We start from the raw sequence: 20,378 nt of genomic DNA on the forward strand, positions 1-20,378 counted from the left end.
GATACCGGATGACGAAAACCACCCCGCCCGATCGCACATACGGTTTTGCCGCCCCGCGCGGGCGGATATACGACTCCATTGTCGAGACCGTGGGGGGCACGCCACTCGTGGCGCTGCCGCATCTGACCCGCGAGGACGGCCTGGCCGCCCGGGTGCTGATGAAGCTGGAGTTCTTCAATCCGCTCGCATCCGTCAAGGACCGCATAGGCGCCGCCATGATCGAGGATGCCGAGGCGCGGGGCGAGATCCATCCCGGCAGAACCACGCTGGTGGAACCGACTTCGGGCAATACCGGCATCTCGCTGGCTTTTGTCGCGGCGGCACGGGGCTACAGGCTGATCGTGACCATGCCGGAGGGCGCCTCGATCGAGCGGCGCAAGATGCTGCGCCTGCTTGATGCCCAGCTTGAACTCACCCCTTCGCGCCTGGGCATGGCGGGTGCGATCGCCCGGGCCGAGGAAATCCTGCAAAAAACCCCCAATGCCTGGATGCCGCGCCAGTTCGATAACCCAGCCAACCCCGAAATCCATGCCGCCACGACAGCGGAGGAAATCTGGGTCGATACGGCGGGTGCCGTCGATATCGTGGTGGCGGGGCTGGGCACGGGCGGCACGGCAAGCGGCATTGCCCATGGCCTCAAGCCCCGCAAGCCGGGCATCGAGGTCTATGGCGTGGAGCCGATGGAAAGCGCCATTCTCAACGGTGATGAGCCGGGGCCGCATGGCATTCAGGGAATCGGGCCGGGCTTCTGCCCCCGCACGCTCGACCTTGCGGCGCTGGCGGGTGTGCTGCCGGTATCGGAGCGCGAGGCCATTGCCGCCGCACGCCGCTGCGCGCGGCTGGACGGGGTGCCGGTGGGCATTTCATCCGGGGCGGCGCTGCATGCGGCCATACAGCTGGCAGGACGGCCCGAGAACGCGGGCAAGACCATCGTGACCATCGCGCCCTCCTTTGCCGAGCGCTACCTGTCCACGTCCCTGTTCACCGGGCTGGTTTAAGCCACCAGAGCGCCGCCTTTCCCAAAGAAAAGGCGGCGCTCCGGAACGGCTATTTTTTAAACAGGCATTTATGGAAAAAGCGGCTCCCTTGCGGTGCCGCTTTTTTCTTTTCCATGCCCAGACGTGGAATGCGCGATCAGTGCAGGATGATCTCGACCCGGCGGTTCTGGGCCTCACGCGTGTTGGCGGCGGTCTGCACCAGCGGGTTGGAATCACCATAGCCATGAATGTCGATGGCGGGGCCGGGCACGCCGTCACGCACCAGTTCGGCCTTGATGACCTGCGCGCGCTTGAGCGAAAGGGCCTGGTTATACTTTTCCCCCTGCGGGCCGGGATGGGCCGCCGAGTTGTCGGTATAGCCATTGACCTCGATGCGCGTGGTCTGCGTGTTGGTCGAGGCCTGGGCCGCAACCGCCACGATGGAGCGGGCGCGGTCGGTCAGGTCGCTGCGGTCCCAGTCAAAGAACACGAGATAGGTGCGGTTCTCGGCCGGGGCGGGCACGGCATTGGTTGAAGGCGGCGGCGGTGGCGGGGGGGCCGGGTTGAACTCGTAGCGCAGGCCGAGCATCAGCGAATGGTTGAAGTCGGTGCGGCTGTCACGGTTGCCGTTACGGAAGCCGTAATCGCCGTTCATGGCCGCGAGCGTGGTCGCGCTGCCTGTCACCACGGAATGGTGCGACTGCGGGCCAAGCATGGTCCAGAACCGGTATTCCGCCGTGGCCGAGAGGCCCACGACCCACGGCATGGGGAAGGAGAGGCCGAAAATGCCCTGATAGGCGAAGTTGCCGTAGCTGCCGCTCACATGCTGGTTGTAGTTCGCCCCATTCACGTTGCCCGTGATGGTGGTGTTCATGTTCTGCCAGCCATAGCCGATACCCGCGCCAAAATACGGGAACAGCCAGCTTTTGCCGATATCAAGGTCGAACAGCGCATTGGCCATCAGCCCCGATTCCTGCTGCCGGCCATCGGCATGGGCATGATAGGCGGCATTGCCGCCCACGGTTTTCAGGTCGTTATTGCGATAATGGCCCTCAAGCTCGACGCGGAAGCCATTGCCAAGCCCCCAGCCAATCGCGCCGAGGCCGATGGCGCCGGTGCGAAACTGATCACGTGCCGAAGAATTCCGTATGACCTGGCCCTGGTTGAAGGTCGCGCCACCTTCACCGCTCATATACAGGCCCTGAACAGGCTGGGCGAATACCGGAGCGGAGACCAGCACGGAGCCCAGGGTAACCGAGGCAGCCAATAAAGACCCTGCAAGCAATCCGTACCGCAGATTCATACTCTTTTTCTCCCTTCGACGGGCCTCTTCCGGCATATAGGCCCGGTCGGGTGCACGTGCCATATTCCCTGGACTGATCAGCATCCGCATTCTTTTGCTGAAAGAAACCGCCCCTGACAATCCATTGCCACCACCTTAACCCGCCGCTCGGGGTAGTGTGGCCCACTGGCATGGCTGACTGTGTGCCAGATGCCACACCTTGCTGGCCGGATCGGTTTCCCTGCTTTCAAACCCGTGGAATCACGTCTTTCATATCAATCTTGCTTCAAACGGCGGCGCCAGATCAGGGGCGTCGAACTCAACAACCCACAAGTCGGGGTCGCGTTCCATCTGCCGTGTGACATAGGCGTCAACACCGGCCTGATCAACATCCGTCTCCCCTGTAGCGCGGAACCATGCCCGGCGTCCATCGGGGGTACGGGTCTGGGCCAGCACGCACATCCGCCCTGCGCGCCCCAAAAGCACGGCCAGCACGCCCCCCGCGTCATCATCGCCATGGTGCAGCACCATCCCCGGATTTCCCTTCTGTCCAGCCTGGCGCAGCATTGCCCGGACCCACAGGCCGGTTTTCAGGCGGGGTTCTTCCATGGGGTCTGATTCCTCCGGTAATGCATAAAAACAGAGGGTGGCATGCAGGAATAGCACAGTTTCCACCCGCGCGGACGACTCACCCTCCCCCGTTCGGGGGGCTTGCGTCTTCTTCTGGTATGGCCGACAGGGCGGCGCGGTATTCCTCGGGGTTATCAAGCAGGGAATGGGCGGCGTCGAGGTCGCTATCGGTGCCAATGGCGGCCGGGCAGGCCTTGCGGATGGCCAGAATGCGCGACAGGTCGGCAGGCGAGCGCACCTGCCGCGCCGGCACGACCCACTGCGCGCTGTCGGCCGTGCCTTCGGCCAGGTTCTGCAACTGGCGTTCGAGTTCGCTCTCGCCCCGGCTGGTGCATACCTGTGGCATGACGCCAAGCCCCTGCAGCGGCCAGCCAAGGGGGGCGAGCACGCGACTCCATGTCACGAACAGTTCGGCCCCGTTGGGCATCTGGCCAATGGTCTGCACCAGCCCCTTGCCCAGTGTGGCGCTGCCGATCACCACGCCGCGCTTCTGGTCGGACAGGGCGGCGGCGAGAATTTCGGCCGCACTCGCGGTCCGGCCATCGACCAGCACGATAATGGGCAGGCCACTGGTCATGTCGCCACCCTGCACGGCCCAGACATGGTTGGCCTGCGGGTCGCGCCCCTGCGTAATGGCGGCCACCCCGTGGTCGAGCATGAGCGCCGACGTGGTTACGGCCTGCTGCAGCACGCCGCCCCGGTTGCCGCGCAGGTCGAGGATCAGCCCCGAAATGCCGGGCACGTTCATGGCCTCGTCGAGGTACTGGCTCATTTCCTCCGCCGTGTTGGCGGAGAAGGCGGTGATGTGCAGCACCACATGCTTGCCGCTGGTATAGGCGAACACCGTCTCGGGCGGGGTGGAGGCACGATGCAGGGTGACCGTGGTCTGCCGTCCCTTCGCTTCCACCGTGATGCGCACGAGGCTGCCACCGGGGCCATTGAGCCACGAGGTCACGGTATCGACCGTGTGGGACTCGGTGGAGCGGCCATTGACCGCGCGCACGATCTGCCCCGCCGCCAGGCTGGTGGGCCAGGCCGGGCCGTTGGCGTTGACCGCCGTGATCCTGATGGCGTGGTGATCCATCCCCAGTGTCAGCCCTGCCGTGGCCTCGCCCCCGGTGCGGATGCTGCGGTCCGATACGGCGGCGCCGGGCGGGATGTAGCGCGAATAGGGATCGAGATGATTGAACAGCTCATCGAAGAACCCCTGCAGCACCCCGTCCTGCCCGGTGTTGCGCATGGCGGGTGAGTGATGCCACGCCACGTCGAGGATGCGGGTTATGGCCGCACTCCATTCCGGCACGTCATCAGGTGCTGGCACGGGCAGGGCGAGCACGGTTTTTTGAGTGGCGGCGAGTTGCAGGAAGCCATTCTGCATCCTCGATGCTGAGCGAGGGATCGAGCGCGCTCAGCCCGTTCAGCCCCCACAGGGCAAAATCGTGAATCGTGTGGCTTTCCAGCGTGCGGGGCTGGAGAAAGGACAGACTCGCCTGCATGACTGAGGACAGCACGGCCAGGTCCATGCTGGTCATGTCCGGGTTGTCCACGCTGTCTTCATGCAGCGGCGGCTGGGGCGTGGGCGTGCGGGGGGTGGCGGGCAGGTCATCGGCGCAGGCGGCGGTAGTCAGCCGGGCGATGATGAGCAGCAGGATGAACGTATCACGCGGGAGATGGCCCAGCGTGGACATGCGCCGCCGCCACGCGCCCGCCCCTTCGCCGCCCAGCCGCATGGGCCGGGCGATGATGACGGGAAACAGGGCGCGTTTCACGGCCTGCGTCTCCGCAGGCGGGGTGCCACGTCGGGCAGGGCCAGAAGGACGGTGCCCCGGATGGCGCATGCTTCTTCTATCCGTACGCGCAATGCCTGACCGGGGCGGAATGCCATGGTCATGTCGCGTGCATGCAATGTCTGCGTTTTTTCATCGTGATGCCATTGATCTTCCGGCAGGGCAGACATGGGCAGCAGGGCGGAGGTTCCTGTTGCATCCAGCACGACAAAAACACCGAATCGGGACAGGCTGGAGATATGCCCGTCCATCTCGGTGCCGATCCGCGCCTCGAGCCAGGTCGCGGCGTAACGCTCCAGCGTATCGCGCTCTGCCTGGGCCGCGCGGCGCTCGGTGCGGGTTATGGCCTCGCCCACTTCTTCCAGCGCCTCATGGCCGGGGGCCGGGCCGGGCTCGAGTCCGGTGGCGACGAGCAGCGCGCGGTGGGTCAGCAGGTCGGCATAGCGGCGTATGGGGCTGGTGAAATGCGCGTAAGCCGCAAGCGAGAGGCCAAAATGACCGATCGGCTCGGGGCTGTATTCCGCCTGGTTCTGCGCGCGCAGGATCAGTTCATTGACCAGCCCGGCCTGATCGGTGTCACGCACCCCGGCCAGCACGCGATCAAGGTCGGCGGCGCGCAGGCTGCCTACGGGCGGCAGCTTCAGGCCCATCAGGTCGAGCGTGCGGCGCAGGCTTTCCAGCCGCTCGGGCGTGGGGGGCGCATGGATGCGGTACAGGCACGGAATATGCCGCGCCTCAAGGCAGCGGGCGGCGGCGACATTGGCCGCGATCATGAATTCCTCGACCAGCCTGTGGCTGTCGAGGCGGATTCGCGGTGCGATGGCCGTGATCTGGCCTCCGTCATCCAGCCGGACCAGCCGCTCGGGCAGGTCGAGGTCCAGCGTGCCGCGCGCGCGCCGGGCATGGGTGAGGCAGGTCCACGCGCCAAACAGGCTGTCGAGCAGGCCCGGCGGCAGGGCCTGCATGGTGGTGTCGGGCGTGCCGTCGCGCGCGGCCTGCACCTGCTCGTAGGTCAGGCGGGCAGCACTACGCATGATGCCGCGCCCAAAGCGGGCGTTGCTGACCGCGCCATCGGCCGCGACACTCATGGTCACGAAAAGGCAGCCCCGGTCCTCGTCCGGGCGCAGCGAGCACCAGCCGTTCGAGAGATCCTCGGGCAGCATCGGGATCACCCGGTCGGGGAAATAGACCGAATTGCCGCGCAGCCGGGCCTCGCGGTCAAGCGCGCTGTCGGGGCGCACGTACCAGGCCACATCGGCAATGGCCACGGTGATGCGGAAGCCATCGCCATCGGGTTCGGCATAGATGGCGTCATCAAAATCACGTGCATCCGCGCCATCAATCGTGACCAGCGGCATGTCACGCAGGTCGGTGCGGCCTGCGGGGGCCACGGCCCGGGCTGCTTTGGCCTGTGCCAGCGCTTCGGGGGGGAAGACGTGGGGAATGCCCAGCATGGCCACCGCCACCATGCTGATGGTCCGCGCATCGCCCTGCGGGCCAAGGCGCTCGATGATGCGTGCGGGGTGCAGCCCCGGCCCGGACTGGGGCAGGGGGGTGGCGATGACAATCTCGTTATCCGGCGTGCCGTCATCCTCGCCCGCGGGGATGACCCATTCGGCCTTGGCGCGGCGGTCGGCGGGCGTTAGGCGGCCCGCGGGGCGGAAGCGGGCCGGGGTAGCAGCAGCGGGGTCATCAGCCGGCAGGGTGCGGAACAGGCCCACGATCCGGGTGGGCGCATCACTCAGGCGGCGCAGCGTGCGGCCTTCATACCGGCCGGGGCCGACCCGGCGCAGGCGGGCCACCACGCGCTCACCGGGGGCGAGCGCGGCGCGGCCACGCAGTTCGGGGTGCATGAACACGATGGGGGAGGGGCCTTCGCCATCCCACTGCACGGGTCTGGCTATGGGGTCGCCATCGGCATCGGTGCCGGTGACCTGCACCACCATGGATTCGGGCAGCCGGTCCGATACGCGAAAGCGCCGCGCCCCTGCGGGCGCGAGCGTGCCATCAAGCGCCATGTCACGCAGCATCTGGCGCAGGGCGGCCTTGTGCTCCGGGCCAAGACCGAATTCGTGGCTGATCTCGCGCTTGCCGATGCGGCCCGTTGCCCCTTCGATAAACGCGCGGAGCTGCTCACGATCGGGCAGGCCACCCGTACGGGCTGGCGGCGTGCCCGTGGGCAGGCGGTCCGGCATCTCGGGAGTTGCTGGACGCTGCCGCTTCATGATCAGTCCGTCTCGCTTTCAGTCTTGGCCGGAGTGGCCTTCTTGCGGGTAGTTGTCTTTTTGGCTGCCGGTTTGGCCGCCGTCTTCTTTGGGGCTGCCTTTTTCTTCGGTGCAGCCTTTTTGGGCGCGGCTTCCTTGCTGTCCTCGCCTTCCGCCGTCTTGGCCTTGGTCTTGCGCGCGGCGGGCTTGCGGGTGGTGGTGGCTTTTTTACCCTTGGCCTTGAGCGGCTTGCCCTTTTCGGCCAGCAGCGTCAGGGCTTCCTCCATGGTCACGTCGTTCATGTCCTGCCCGCGCGGCACGGTAGCAACGATGGAGCCGTGCTGAACATACGGGCCAAAGCGGCCCTTGCGCACCATGACCGGCTCGCCATCCTTGGGGTGCGGGCCGATGGTGCGGATCGAGGCCAGCTTCTTGGCCAGCGCATCGACCGCGCGGTTCAGCCCCACGGTCAGGACATCGTCATCCTTGTCCAGCGAGCCATAGACCGCGCCCATCTTCACATACGGCCCAAACCGGCCCAGACCCGCCTCGATCGGCTCGCCCAGTTCGGGGTGAATGCCCACGATGCGCGGCAGGGACAGAAGACCCACTGCCTGTTCGAGCGTGATCTTGTCGCCATCAAGCCCGCGCGGAATGGTGGCGCGTTTGGGCTTGGCCTTCTTGTCCTCGGGGTCGGGCTCGCCCTGCTGCACGTACAGCCCCCACGGGCCACGGCGCACGGTCACGTCCTCGCCGGTGGGTGCGGCGCCGAGCACGCGCATGCCATCCTTCAGGGCGGCGGCGTCATCGCCTTCCTTCGGGTCGGCCACGAGTTTGCGGGTGTACTGGCACGTGGGGTAGTTCGAGCAGCCGATGAACGCGCCATACCGCCCCAGCTTGAGCCCCAGCCTGCCGGTGTTGCATGCCGTGCACAGGCGCGGGTCCTGCCCGTCCTCACGCGCAGGGAAGAAGTAGGGCGAGAGGTCCGCGTCCAGCGCCGTGATGACGTCGGATATCTTGAGGTCCTTGGTCTGGTCCACCGCGTGCGAGAAGTCGGACCAGAAGGCGGACATGACATCGCGCCAGTTGGCGCGCCCGCCTGAAATGTCATCAAGCTGTTCCTCAAGCCCTGCGGTGAACTGCGTGTCCACGTACCGCTCGAAGAACGAGGTGAGGAAGGCCGTGACCAGCCGCCCGCGATCCTCGGGGATGAAGCGGCGGTTTTCAAGCTGCACGTAATTGCGGTCGCGCAGCACGGTCAGGATGGAGGCATAGGTGGAAGGGCGGCCAATGCCGATCTCTTCCATCTTCTTCACCAGCGAGGCTTCCGAATAGCGCGGCGGCGGCTGGGTGAAGTGCTGGTCCGCCGTGACTTCGCCGCGCCCGATGGCGTCGCGCTCCTTCATGGCGGGCAGCATGCGGTCCTGCTCGTCCTCCGCTTTTGCGGGCGAGTCGTCGCGGCCTTCGCTATACAGCTTGAGGAAGCCGTCAAACGCGATCATGGAACCCGTGGCGCGCAGGGTCACGCGCTTCTGGCGGTCCACGATGTCAACCGCCACCTGGTCGAGTTCGGCGGACTGCATCTGGCTGGCGACCGAGCGCTTCCACACCAGGTCATACAGCTTCTTCTGCTCGGGCGAGAGGTAGCGCGCCATGTCGGCCGGCGTGCGGCGCACGTCGGTCGGGCGGATGGCCTCATGGGCTTCCTGCGCGTTCTTGGCCTTGGTGGAATAGATGCGCGGCTTGTCGGGCACGTACTGCTCGCCAAAGCTGTGGCCGATATGGCCACGGATGGCGCTGATCGCCTCGCCTGCCATCTGCACGCCGTCGGTTCGCATATAGGTGATGAGGCCCACGGTCTCGCCACCGATGTCGATGCCCTCATAAAGCTGCTGGGCCGTGCGCATGGCCACCTGCGCGCCCATGCCCAGCTTGCGCGAGGCCTCCTGCTGCATGGTCGATGTGGTGAACGGCGGCGGCGGGTTACGGCGCACCTTGCGGCGCTCGACCTTCTCCACCCCGAAGTCACCGGCCTCGACCGCGGCCTTGGCCGCCATGGCGCTGGCTTCGTTGTTGAGGTCGAACTGCTCGAGCTTGTGGCCATCAAGATGCGTGAGGCGCGCGGTAAACGCGGCCCCCGCCGGCGTGGTCATGCGGGCCAGCACGGACCAGTATTCACGCGGCTTGAATATCTCGATCTCGGCTTCGCGCTCACAGATCAGCCTGAGCGCGACCGACTGCACGCGCCCTGCGCTGCGCGAGCCGGGCAGCTTGCGCCACAGCACCGGCGAGAGCGTGAAGCCCACCAGATAGTCAAGCGCGCGGCGGGCGAGATAGGCCTCGATCAGCGGGAAGTCGAGCTCGCGCGGATGCGCCATCGCGGCCTTGATGGCGCTTTTGGTGATCTCGTTAAACGTGACGCGCTGCACCTCGATGCCCTTGAGGAGTTTTTTCTCCTCAAGGATCGAGCGTACGTGCCACGAAATGGCTTCCCCCTCACGGTCGGGGTCAGTTGCGAGATACAGGTGGCTGGCCCCGCGCAGCGCCTTGGCGATGGCCGCGATCTGGCGGCTGCCGCGCTCGTCGGTTTCCCACACCATGGCAAAGCCCTCATCGGGCTTGACGCTGCCATCCTTGGGAGGAAGGTCGCGCACATGCCCGAACGAGGCCAGAACCGTATAGTTTTCACCCAGATACTTATTGATCGTTTTCGCCTTGGCTGGCGATTCGACCACCACGACGTCAGTCATTCTGTCTCCGGATCACGATTCTCAAAACCTTGCTCTATCCCGCGCTCAGGCCGGGGGTGGACGCCGCACGACCAGATCCCCCGCAAGGAATTCGATCGTGCCCGCAATCTCCATTTCCGACAGGACGGTCAGGACTGCTGCTGTCGAGAACTGGCAGCGCCGTACAAGATCGTCAACAGGCGATGGCGTGAAAGATAGAAAACCTTCCACCATTTCATGCAGGTCGCCCTGGACTGGGGGCGGTGGCGCCGGGTCTGTGTGCTGCGGGGCTACGGCTTGCCCGCCCGATGGGGCAGCATTGTGGCGCGCCGGGCGGATGGGGGCGGAAAACAGGTCATTTTCCTCTATTGTTTCAGGCAGTTCACGCAATATGTCGCGTTCGGTTTCAGTCACGACCGCGCCCTGGCGCAGCAGGTCGTTGCTGCCCCGGCAGCGTGGATCAAGCGGTGAGCCGGGCACGGCAAAGATGGTGCGCCCGTAATCGAGCGCCATGCGCGCGGTAATCAGGCTGCCCGAGCGCAGTGCAGCCTCGATCACCACGCAGCCCAGACCGAGGCCCGCAATCAGCCGGTTGCGACGCGGAAAGTGCCGGGCCTGCGGCACCGTGCCCAGCGCGGCCTCGGTCACGACCGCGCCGGTGCGGGCAATCTCGGCCTGCAGGGGGGCATGTTCGGGCGGATAGGGGCAGTCCAGCCCGCCTGCGATGGCGGCAACCGTGCGGCCCGCCGTCATGGCGCCGCGATGGGCCGCGCCGTCAATGCCGCGCGCCAGCCCCGATACGGTCTGCACGCCGTGTGCCGCCAGCAGGGCAGCCAGGCTTTCGGCCATGCGCAGCCCGCCCGAGGAGGCATTGCGCCCGCCCACGATGCCCACCATGCGGGTAGACAGCAGGGCTACGTCACCCAGAACCGACAGCACGGGCGGGGCGTCGGGCAAGGTGGCCAGCAGGGTGGGGTAGCCGGGCTGGCCGTGGGCAAGCAGCGTGCCGCCCAGGCCATGTAGCCGCTCAAGCTCGCGCAGCGCCTCGTCACGCGGGCAGAGCGGGCCGATGGTGCGGCTGAGGCGGGTGGCCCCGCGCTCGAGCATGGCAAGGGCCGCTTCAACGCTGCCATGGGTGCGGATGAGCTTGCGGTAGCTGACCGGGCCGATGCCGTCCGTTCGCGCCAGCCGCAGGCAGGCCAGCGCCGTTTCGGCATCGGGGCGGGTCATGTGCTTTTCTGGCCGATTCTGGGCTCGGTGCCCCTGAGCAGCCGGGTAATGTTGGCGTGATGGCGGAGCAGAATCATCACCGCAATCAGCACTCCGGCCAGATAGGCGGGGGAGTTGAAATCAATCCGCCCCGGTCGGATCATGAGCAGCGGCAGCGCCGCGAAGGCGATGATGGCACCTGCTGATGAAATGCGCGTGACCTTGGCAAAGATCAGCCACAGCGCGCAGCAGCATAAGCCCACGCCGGGCATGAGGGCCAGAATGCAGCCCAGCCCGGTGGCGACGCCCTTGCCACCTTTGAATTTGAGCCAGACGGGAAAGCAGTGCCCGGCCACGGCAAAGATGGCGGCCAGCGATTCGGCGGCCAGCGTGTGGAACGGGCACAGCACGAAGGCGCAGAACACCGCGAACGCGCCTTTGGTGCCATCAAGCGCCAGCGTGCCGGCCGCCAGCCCCTTGCGGCCCGTGCGGAGCACGTTGGTCGCCCCGATATTGCCCGAGCCGATCTTGCGGATATCGCCACCGCCCGAGAGCGCGGTCAGCACCAGGCCGAAGGGAATGCTGCCAATCAGATAGGACAGGAAGGCGACGCCGCCCATCAGCGGCAGGTCGTAGGTGGGGATGCCATAGATCATGCGGCCTGAGCCCCGAACACGCGCACGCCCTTCTTCCACGTGCCCAGCACGCGGCCTTCCAGCGCGCGGCCATCAAACGGGGTGTTCTGCGCCTTGCCCGGCAGGTCGCCCGCCCGCACCACCCAGGCGGTATCGGGGTTGAACAGGCACAGGTCGGCCGCAGCCCCCACGGCCAGGGTGCCCGATTTGCTGCCCAGCACGGCAGCGGGGCGGTGCGTGAGCAGGCCAATGGCCTCCATCATGCCAAGATGGCCCGCATGCACCTGCGCAAGTGTTACCGCAAGCAGCGTGCACAGCCCCGTGCCCCCTGCCGCCGCCACGGCAAAGGGCTGGCGCTTGTCATCGGCGTCGCACGGCATGTGGTCGGATGCGATGGCGTCGATCGTGCCATCGGCAAGGGCCGCACTGACGGCACGGCGGTCGGCTTCGGTGCGCAGCGGTGGCGAGAGCTTGGCGTAGGTGCGGAAATCACCGATCACCGTCTCGTTGAGGTCGAAATAGGGCGGCGCGGTATCACAGCTCACACGCAGGCCATCGGCCTTGGCATTGCGGATCAGGTCCAGCCCCTCGGCTGTCGAGACATGGCCGAAATGCAGTCGCCCGCCGGTCATGCGCGCAAGGCGGAGGTCGCGTGCGATGAGGATGGCCTCGGCTGCTGCCGGAATGCCCGGCAGGCCGAGGCGGGTGGCCAGTTCGCCATCGGTAGCGCAGCCGCCGCGCGCCAGTGACGGATCTTCGGGGTGCTGCACGATCAGCGCGTTGAAGCCCCGGGCGTAGGTCAGCATCTGGCGCATCATGCGGCTGTCGGCAATGGCTTGCGGGCCATCGGTGAAGGCAATGGCGCCTGCTTCGGCCAGCAGGCCGATCTCGGCCATTTCCCTGCCCGCGCATTCACGGGTCAATGCGCCATAGGGCAGGATGTCGATCATGCCCGTTTCCTCGCCACGCGCGCGCAGCAGGCGGGCAAGGGCGGGGTTGTCGATGGTCGGGCTGGTATTGGGCAGCACGGCAATGGTGGTGATGCCACCGGCCACGGCGGCGCGCGCGGCCGAGAGCACCGTCTCGCGGTATTCGTAGCCGGGCTCGCCAATGGTCACGCGCATGTCCACAAGGCCGGGGCACAGCACGAGCTGGCCGCCGCCATCAATCACGTCCGCGCCCTCGGGCCTGCCTTCGGCCTGCGGCGCATCGGTGCCTGCAATCACGCCGTCCTGTACCAGCAGGCGGCCGGGGCGGTCCGTGTTGCTGGCGGGGTCGATCAGGCGCACATTTTCAAAAACGGTTGGCTTCATGCGCCTTCTCCCCCGCGTGCGAGCAGGTCGAGCACCGCCATGCGCACCGCAACTCCCATTTCCACCTGTTCACGGATCACGCTCTGGTCGGAATCGGCCACGCGGCTGTCAATTTCCACGCCCCGGTTCATCGGTCCGGGATGCATGACCAGCGCGTGCGGCTTCGCCAGCCCAAGGCGCTTGTTGTCGAGTCCGTAGAAGCGGAAATATTCCCGCGCGCTGGGCACCTGCGTGCCCTTCATGCGCTCGCGCTGCACGCGCAGCATCATCACCACGTCCACGCCGCGCAGGCCGTCCTCCATGGTGTGATGGATGCTCACTCCCAGCGCGCCAATGGCACCGGGCACCAGCGTGGGTGGCCCCACCACGCGCACCTGGCACCCCAGCGCGGTGAGCAGGTGAATGTTGGAGCGCGCGACCCGGCTGTGGCTGACATCGCCACAGATCGCCACCGTCAGCCCCTCGAACGTGCCGAAATGGCGGCGGATGGTCAGCGCATCGAGCAGGGCCTGTGTGGGGTGTTCATGCGTGCCGTCGCCCGCATTGACCACGCTGGCCTGCACCTTCTGCGCCAGCAGGGCGGGCGCACCTGACTGGGCATGGCGCACGACCAGCAGGTCGGCATGCATGGCGTTGAGCGTGGCTGCGGTGTCGAGCAGCGTCTCGCCCTTGTTGACCGAGGAACTGGCCACGGTCATGTTCACCACATCCGCGCCCAGCCGCTTGCCCGCCAGCTCGAACGAGGTGCGGGTGCGGGTGCTGTCCTCAAAGAACAGGTTGATGAGCGTGCGCCCGCGCAGCAGGTCGCGCGGCGTTTTGCGCGAGCGGTTGAGCAGGGCGTAGTGCTCGGCCAGGTCCAGTATGGGCATGATCCGGCTGGGATGCATGCCCTGCACGCCCAGCAGGTGGCGTGTGGCCGGAGTGGCGAAGACGTTGCTGCCGTGGGCGCTGCGCTCATTCATGGGCGGCGACCGCGTTGATGCGTGCCAGAACCTCGTCACGGCCAAGGGCAAGCAGCGTGTCATCAATACCGGGCGACATGGTGCTGCCGGTCACGGCGGCGCGCAGCGGCTGGGCCACCTTGCCAAGCTTCATCCCGTGCGTTTCGGCAAACTGGCGCAGTGTTGCGTCGATCGCTTCCTTGCTGAAGGGTTCGGTCGCCTCGAGTGCCGTGGCCAGCCTGCCCAGCATCACGCGGTTTTCCGGGCTGAGCTGCTTTTCGGCCTTGGGGTCGAAGGTCAGTGGCAGCGAACGGCCGAGGAAGGCTGCGTTATCGGCCAGTTCCACCAATGTCTTGGCGCGTTCCTTCAGGCCGGGCATGAGCGCGAGCACCTTGGCGCGGGTGGCGTCGGATGTATCCACGCCTTCCATCCTGGCCAGCCGCTCCATCACGTCGTTGGTCAGGCGGGTATCATCGGCCTGACGCAGCCACACGCCATTGATGTGCAAAAGCTTGGCGTAATCCATGCGGGATGGCGAGCGGCCCACGCCATCGAGGTCAAACAGCCTGATCTGTTCCTCGCGCGACAGGATCTCGGCATCGCCATGGCCCCAGCCAAGGCGCAGCAGGTAGTTGTTCAGGGCCTCGGGCAGGTAGCCCATCTCGCGGAACTCGACGACCGACTGCGCCCCGTGCCGCTTGGACAGCTTGGCCCCATCAGGCCCGTGGATGAGCGGCAGATGCGCGAAATGCGGCAGGTCCCAGCCCATGGCGCGGTAGATCATGGCCTGGCGGAAGGTGTTGGTCAGGTGGTCATCGCCACGGATGACGTGGGTGATGTCCATGTCATGGTCATCGACCACGACGGCAAGCTGGTAGACCGGCGTGCCATCGGCGCGCAGGATGATCATGTCATCAAGCTCGCTGTTGGCCACGCGCACGTCGCCCTGCACCAGATCGTGGATGGTGGTTTCCCCCTCGCGCGGGGCCTTGATGCGGATGGTGTAGGGGGTGTTGGCGGGGGCTTCGGCAGGGTCGCGGTCGCGCCACATGCCATTGTAGCGGGGAGGACGGCCCTCGGCCATCGCCTTCTCGCGCATTTCCTTCAGTTCATCGGCCGTGCAGTAGCAGCGATAGGCCAGGCCCTTTTCCAGCAGTTCATGCGCCACCTCGGCATGGCGGGCCTGGCGGGTGGACTGGAAGACCGGCTTCTCGTCGGATTCGATGTCCATCCAGGCCAGGCCGTCGAACAGTACGTCGACCGCCTGCTGGGTCGAGCGTTCACGGTCGGTATCCTCGATGCGGAGCACGAACTGCCCGCCGTGGTGGCGGGCATAGAGGAAATTGAAAAGGGCGGCACGGGCGTTGCCGATATGCAGCAGGCCGGTGGGGCTGGGAGCAAAACGCGTACGGACAGTCATGAACCGGGTTCCTAGCATGTTTTCGCCCTGCTGACAGGGGGCACTCTGGCGTGAAAACCGTTCCGCCCGCTAGGGTGTGCATTCCTGCCACGCCTTTTACGCGCATTATGGGGGTCTTCTGTCGGGTTTGTCTGCCATACGCCACCAATGCCAATGCCAATGCCAATGCCAATGCCAATGCCAATGCCGATGCCGATGCCGATGCCGATGCCGCTGGCCTGCCGGGGGCACATGCGCGGGTGCGTTGCGGGTGACGATTCCGGGGCAGGCTGCGCGGGGGGGCAGGTTTTGAGCCGGGCACGGGGCATGCTGGCGCGCGCGTCTGGTGCAGGCGCGGCGTGGCTGTGGAGACAGAACAGCCGCCTGGTGCTGTGGCTGCCGGTGGCTCTTGCAGGTGGCATCACCTTCTATCTTGCCCTGCCGACGGAGCCGGGCGGGGTGGGTGTGGCGGAGGGCGTGCTGGCCTGCGTTGCATCGCTCGCCTGCCGCCTGCTGTGGCCCGGGCGGCTGGCCGTGCGGCTGGGCGCGGGCGTGGTGGGGATGGGGGCCATGGGGCTGCTCCTGGCATGGGGGCAGGTATGGCGCATGCCGCCCTTTCCCGACCTGCCGCGCCGGGCGGTGCATCTGTCAGGGCAGGTAACGGAGGCTGAGGTGCAGCGTCTGGCCGATGGCGAGCAGGCGCTGCGCGTGGCGTTGCGCGGCGTGCGCTTTGAAGATGGAATCAGCATTGGCATGCCGCCCCTGCGGCGATGGCTGTGGGTGCGGTTGCGGGCCGATGACCCCGCGCGGCCCATGCCGGGCGACGGGCTTGAGGTGCGTGCCCTGCTTTCTCCGCCTGCCTTCCCCGATGTGCCGGGCGGGTATGACGCCCAGCGTCGGGCGTGGTTTGACGGGCTGGCGGGGCATGGCCGCGCGCTTGATCGGGCCACGATCACGTCCGCGCAGGCAGGTGGCGGGGTCGGCGGCTGGCTTGCGGGCAGGCGGCAGGTGCTGGCGGAGCGGATACGCACGGCCCTGCCCGGCACGCGGGGCGATATTGCGGCCACCATTCTGGCGGGAGCCGATGGCGTGGTGGCGGCCCCCGAGCGCGAGGCCTTTGCCGATGCAGGGCTTGCGCACCTGCTGGCCGTGGCGGGGCTGCATCTGGCTATTGTGATGGGGCTGGTCATGGTGGTGGTGCGCACGGGGCTGGCGCTGAGCGAGCGGGCAGCGCTGTACTGGCCATGCCGCCAGATCGCGGCGGTGAGCGCACTGCTGGCGGGGGGCGTCTATGTGCTGCTGAGCGGCGCGCACCTGCCCGCCCGGCGCAGCCTGCTCATGGCGGGTCTGGCGGTCATGGCGCTGCTGGCGGGCAGGCGGCCGCTCTCGCTGCGCGCGCTGGCCCTGGCGGCGACGGTGCTTATGGCTCTCAGCCCCGAGGGTGTGGCCGAACTGCCGCTCCAGATGTCGGTTGCCGCTGTCATGGCGCTGATCGCGGGATTTGATGCGCTGCGGCCCGCCCTGTCGGGCTGGGAGCATGATGATGTGTGGCTGCGGCGGGTGGCGGTCCGCATGGTGCGCCCGCTGCTGGCCAGCGTGCTGGCGGGGGGCGCGTGCCTGCCGGTGGGCATGGCGCATTTTGGCGCGGTGCAGCCGTGGTTCGTGCTGGCCAACCTGCTGGCGGTGCCACTCATGTCGATCTGGATCATGCCATGGGGACTGGCGGCCCTCGGGCTGATGCCGCTGGGGCTGGAAAAACTGGCCCTCGTGCCCATGGGCTGGGGCATTGGCGTGGTGACGGCGCTGGCCCATCTGGTCGCCCGCCTGCCCATGGCGCGGATGGGCGTGCCCGCCCTGGGCAATGTGGGGCTGTGCGTATTCTTTGTGGGGTTGTGCTGGCTGTGCCTGTGGGTGGGGCGGGTGCGGCTGCTGGGGCTTGTGCCGATCGTGCTGGCGGTGCTCTCGCCATGGATGGCGGCCCGCCCGGCGCTGCTGCTGGCCCCTGATGCACGCATGGCCGGTATCGTGACACAGGGGCAGTTATGGACCGGCCCCGGCACGCATCCCGATCCCTTTGTGCTGCGCGAATGGCAGCGCGTGACCGGCCTGCCCGCAGGCGTGCTGCCTGCCGGGGGCACGGTGGGGAATGTGACGTGCCATGCCGGGGTCTGTCGTGTGGGAGATATCGTGCTGGTTCTTGCGTCCCGCCCGCCCGCGCCCGGCCTGTGCCGGGGCGCGGGGCTGCTGGTCAACCTGCCCGGCACATGGGGGTGTGACAGCGTGCCTTCCATCGGGCGTTTCGACCTGTGGCGCAACGGGGCTTATGGCATTTACCGGCGGCCCGATGGCGGGTTTGTGGTGCAGACCGACCGCGGCGTGCGCGGGGCGCGGCCATGGGTCATGCGCCCTGGCGGAGCAGGCCTGCCCAACCTGCCGCTGGCGCAGGCGGAATAAGGATTTGGAATAAAAGTTTTTCGGGTGCCGTCTTTTTTAAAAAATGATGTTCTTTCAAAGTTTCACCAGAAAATTTCTGTCTGTTCAGGCAGGCGTCAGGCGCAGTTCGTCCTTCATGCGGTACTGGCACGGCTCAAAGGCAGGGCAGCGCCAGCATTCGGGCTTGCGGGCCTTGCACACATAACGCCCGTGCAGAATCAGCCAGTGATGGGCGCAGCGCAGCATGTCGGGCGGAATGCGGCGGACGAGCTGGTCCTCCACCGCGCGCACGGTGGCGCCCGGCGCCAGCCCCGTGCGGTTGCCAATGCGGAAGATGTGGGTATCCACCGCCATCGTGCTGTCACCAAAGGCCACGTTCATCACCACGTTCGCGGTCTTGCGGCCCACGCCGGGCAGGGATTCAAGGGCCGCGCGGTCATGGGGCACGTGGCCATCAAAGCGGTCGAGCAACTGCCGCGACAGCGCCACCACGTTGCGCGCCTTGGTGCGCCACAGCCCGATGGTGCGGATATGGGCGCCCACCTTTTCCTCGCCGAGGTCCACCATGGCCTGCGGAGTTGGCGCATCGCGGAACAGGTTGACAGTGGCCTTGTTGACCGAGGCATCGGTTGCCTGTGCCGAAAGCACTACGGCCACGAGCAGCGTGTAATCATCGACAAAGTCGAGCTCGCTCTCGGCATCGGGGTTGGCGGTGGCCAGCAGGCTGATGAAGGCGCGGACTTCGGCCAGTGTCATGGTGCGGCGGGCGGGTTTGATTCGGCGGGGCGGTGTTGGCATCGGCTACTCGCTGGAGTGGGGCGGGGCGTATTGTGCGGTGTGGGGTGGGGTCTGTAAATTGCCCTGAGCCGTGATAACCCGGCAGGGACCTTGCATGCCACGCGGGGCGGGGCTAGTCGTTCCAGCCCTTTGCGGCGGCGGCTCGTGGCCGCGTTTTTTTTGCATTCTGGCGTGGTGGGCATGGCTTCTTCTCCTTCTCGACCCCTCACGCGGCGGCATGAATTCGCCGCCGTTCTGGGCTTTGTGTGGCGGCGGTGGCGGGCGTGGCCTGCCCTGCTGGCGGGCACGCTGGCTGGCATAGCCCTTGCCACCGTGGCGGATGTGATGATGCCGCTGCTGGCGGGCTGGCTGGTCGATGACGTGTCGCATCCCGCGCAGGCGGCGAGCATTCACCACGCCATACGCGATGTGGCGGGGCTGACGGGGCTGGGCGTGGGCGGCATCGTGGCGCGGCGCATGGCGTATGTGACCATCTCGCACCTGACATCCCGCGTCATGACCGGCATCGTGACGGAGGCGTTCGCCCGCGTGCAGCGTTTCTCCAGCGAGTGGCATGCCAGTAACTTCGCGGGCTCCACCGTGCGGCGCATCACGCGCGGGCTGGGGGCGATCGACACGCTGGGCGATACGGTGCTGCTCATGCTGGTGCCCGAGGTGATCGTGCTGTGCGCCACGACCGGCGTGCTGGCTTTTCACTGGGCGCTCATGGGGCTGGTGCTGGCGGTGGGGTCGGTGGCCCTTGTGGGGCTTTCGGTGGTGCTGACGCTGCATTACGTCGCCCCGTCCGCCCGCCTGGCCAATGCGTGGGATACGCGCATGGGGGCGACCCTGTCCGATGCCGTAACATGCAATGCCGTGGTCAAGGCCTGCGGGGCGGAGGGGCGCGAGGATGCCCGGCTGGCCTGGGTGGCGGGCAGGTGGCGGCAGCGCATGGTGCGCTCGTGGCTGCGCGGCACCGATAGCGCCAACCTGCAGAACCTTGCCGCCCTGCTCATGCGCATGGCGCTGATTGCGGGGGTGGCGGTGCTGTGGGTGCGCGGCCGTGCCGGGCCGGGTGATGTGGCCTATGTGCTGACCATGATGTTCGTGATCCAGGGCTACCTGCGTGATATTGGCCAGCAGATTTCCGTCGTGCAGCGCTCGGTCAACGAGATGGAGGAACTCGTTGCCCTGTTTGCCATGCATCCCGGCGTGGCTGACCGCCCGGATGCCCCGGCGCTGTGCGTGACACGGGGGCATATCCGCTTCGAGCATGTGCGCTTTGGGTATGTGCGCCAGCACGGGCGGGTGCTGTTTGATGACCTGAACCTTGATATCGCCCCCGGCAGCCGGGTGGCCCTTGTTGGCCCGTCCGGTTCGGGCAAGACCACGCTCACGCGCCTGCTGCAGCGGTTTTATGACGTGCAGGCCGGGCGCATCACCATTGATGGCACGGATATCGCCACGGTTACGCAGGCCAGCCTGCGCGGGCAGATTGCCATCGTGCCGCAGGAGCCGCTGCTGTTTCACCGCTCGCTGGCCGAGAACATCGCCTACGGCCGCCCCGACGCCACGCGAGCCGAGATTGCCCACGCCGCCCGGCAGGCCAATGCGGCGGACTTCATCGACCGCCTGCCGCGCGGCTACGCCACCATGGTGGGGGAGCGTGGGGTCAAGCTCTCGGGCGGGGAGCGCCAGCGCATAGCCATTGCCCGCGCCTTTTTAAGCCAGGCGCGCATCGTAATCATGGATGAGGCGACCTCCAGCCTCGATTCCCAGTCTGAAGTGCAGGTGCAGCAGGCGATGGAGCGCCTCATGGCCGGGCGCACGGTGCTGGTCATTGCCCACCGGCTTTCAACCGTGATGGGGCTCGACCGCATCATCGTCTTCCGCCACGGGCAGGTGTGCGAGGATGGTTCCCATGCCGCCCTGATGCAGCGCGAAGGCGGCCTGTATCGGGAGCTGTTTGAACTTCAGTCCCTGTAAAAAGACTGCATAAGGACGTTTTTGGTGAAGCTTTTTCAAGAAGCTTCGGATGACGCCGCCTTTTTTCCAAAAAGGC

The 20,378-nt window shown here is 66.8% G+C and carries 14 protein-coding genes and 1 pseudogene; 4 read left to right on the forward strand and 11 right to left on the reverse strand.

The features are described from left to right. The first annotated feature begins 8 nt into the window (after window positions 1-8). Window positions 9-998: a cysteine synthase A gene (gene cysK / locus CDI09_RS03155; protein WP_078524849.1), complete on the forward strand. Its 990-nt coding sequence runs from the start codon at window positions 9-11 to the stop codon at window positions 996-998. A 136-nt stretch (window positions 999-1,134) separates the two neighbouring features. Here cysK and CDI09_RS03160 read toward each other — a convergent pair whose 3' ends face one another. The 10 genes and pseudogenes from CDI09_RS03160 to gltX all read right to left on the reverse strand — a co-directional run bounded on the left by CDI09_RS03160 (window position 1,135) and on the right by gltX (window position 15,127). Then, on the reverse strand, window positions 1,135-2,280 hold the full coding sequence (locus CDI09_RS03160) for an OmpA family protein (RefSeq protein WP_167370178.1): 1,146 nt from the start codon (window positions 2,278-2,280) through the stop codon (window positions 1,135-1,137). A 249-nt stretch (window positions 2,281-2,529) separates the two neighbouring features. Further along, entirely contained in the window at window positions 2,530-2,868 is a 339-nt protein-coding gene (locus CDI09_RS03165; RefSeq protein WP_078524845.1) for a DUF1491 family protein, read from the reverse strand. A 79-nt stretch (window positions 2,869-2,947) separates the two neighbouring features. Then, window positions 2,948-4,658: pseudogene (locus CDI09_RS03170) on the reverse strand (S41 family peptidase). Then, window positions 4,655-6,871, reverse strand: a complete 2,217-nt coding sequence (locus CDI09_RS03175; protein ID WP_078524843.1) for a ribonuclease R family protein — start codon at window positions 6,869-6,871, stop codon at window positions 4,655-4,657. The pseudogene CDI09_RS03170 and the gene CDI09_RS03175 overlap by 4 nt, the downstream one beginning before the upstream one ends. Window positions 6,872-6,903: 32 nt before the next feature. Beyond that, on the reverse strand, window positions 6,904-9,630 hold the full coding sequence (gene topA / locus CDI09_RS03180) for a type I DNA topoisomerase (RefSeq protein WP_078524841.1): 2,727 nt from the start codon (window positions 9,628-9,630) through the stop codon (window positions 6,904-6,906). A gap of 45 nt (window positions 9,631-9,675) precedes the next feature. Further along, window positions 9,676-10,839, reverse strand: a complete 1,164-nt coding sequence (gene dprA, locus CDI09_RS03185; RefSeq protein ID WP_110571176.1) for a DNA-processing protein DprA — start codon at window positions 10,837-10,839, stop codon at window positions 9,676-9,678. Beyond that, on the reverse strand, window positions 10,836-11,474 hold the full coding sequence (plsY, locus tag CDI09_RS03190) for a glycerol-3-phosphate 1-O-acyltransferase PlsY (protein ID WP_078524837.1): 639 nt from the start codon (window positions 11,472-11,474) through the stop codon (window positions 10,836-10,838). The genes dprA and plsY overlap by 4 nt, the downstream gene beginning before the upstream one ends. Next, entirely contained in the window at window positions 11,471-12,766 is a 1,296-nt protein-coding gene (locus CDI09_RS03195) for a dihydroorotase (RefSeq protein ID WP_078524835.1), read from the reverse strand. Before CDI09_RS03195 ends, plsY begins: the two co-directional genes overlap by 4 nt. Further along, the gene (locus CDI09_RS03200) at window positions 12,763-13,728 is read right to left on the reverse strand and encodes an aspartate carbamoyltransferase catalytic subunit (protein ID WP_078524833.1); all 966 of its coding nucleotides are present in this window, start codon (window positions 13,726-13,728) and stop codon (window positions 12,763-12,765) included. Before CDI09_RS03200 ends, CDI09_RS03195 begins: the two co-directional genes overlap by 4 nt. Further along, window positions 13,721-15,127: a glutamate--tRNA ligase gene (gene gltX, locus CDI09_RS03205; RefSeq protein ID WP_078524832.1), complete on the reverse strand. Its 1,407-nt coding sequence runs from the start codon at window positions 15,125-15,127 to the stop codon at window positions 13,721-13,723. The genes CDI09_RS03200 and gltX overlap by 8 nt, the downstream gene beginning before the upstream one ends. Before the next feature lie 50 nt (window positions 15,128-15,177). Here gltX and CDI09_RS18035 point away from each other — a divergent pair, with 50 nt between their 5' ends. Next, a complete protein-coding gene (locus CDI09_RS18035; protein WP_170120482.1) occupies window positions 15,178-15,381 on the forward strand; it encodes a hypothetical protein in 204 nt (67 codons plus the stop codon). Next, a complete protein-coding gene (locus CDI09_RS03215) occupies window positions 15,323-17,560 on the forward strand; it encodes a ComEC/Rec2 family competence protein (RefSeq protein ID WP_306415906.1) in 2,238 nt (745 codons plus the stop codon). Before CDI09_RS18035 ends, CDI09_RS03215 begins: the two co-directional genes overlap by 59 nt. A gap of 84 nt (window positions 17,561-17,644) precedes the next feature. On the opposite strand, the gene nth is transcribed toward CDI09_RS03215, so the two are convergent. Beyond that, the gene (nth, locus tag CDI09_RS03220; RefSeq protein ID WP_078524828.1) at window positions 17,645-18,337 is read right to left on the reverse strand and encodes an endonuclease III; all 693 of its coding nucleotides are present in this window, start codon (window positions 18,335-18,337) and stop codon (window positions 17,645-17,647) included. A 180-nt stretch (window positions 18,338-18,517) separates the two neighbouring features. On the opposite strand from nth, the gene CDI09_RS03225 reads away from it, so the two are divergent. After that, the gene (locus CDI09_RS03225) at window positions 18,518-20,302 is read left to right on the forward strand and encodes an ABC transporter ATP-binding protein (RefSeq protein WP_110571180.1); all 1,785 of its coding nucleotides are present in this window, start codon (window positions 18,518-18,520) and stop codon (window positions 20,300-20,302) included. The last annotated feature ends 76 nt before the right edge of the window (window positions 20,303-20,378 follow it).

The sequence above is a fragment of the Komagataeibacter nataicola genome, from assembly GCF_003207795.1.
GTDB lineage: Bacteria > Pseudomonadota > Alphaproteobacteria > Acetobacterales > Acetobacteraceae > Komagataeibacter > Komagataeibacter nataicola.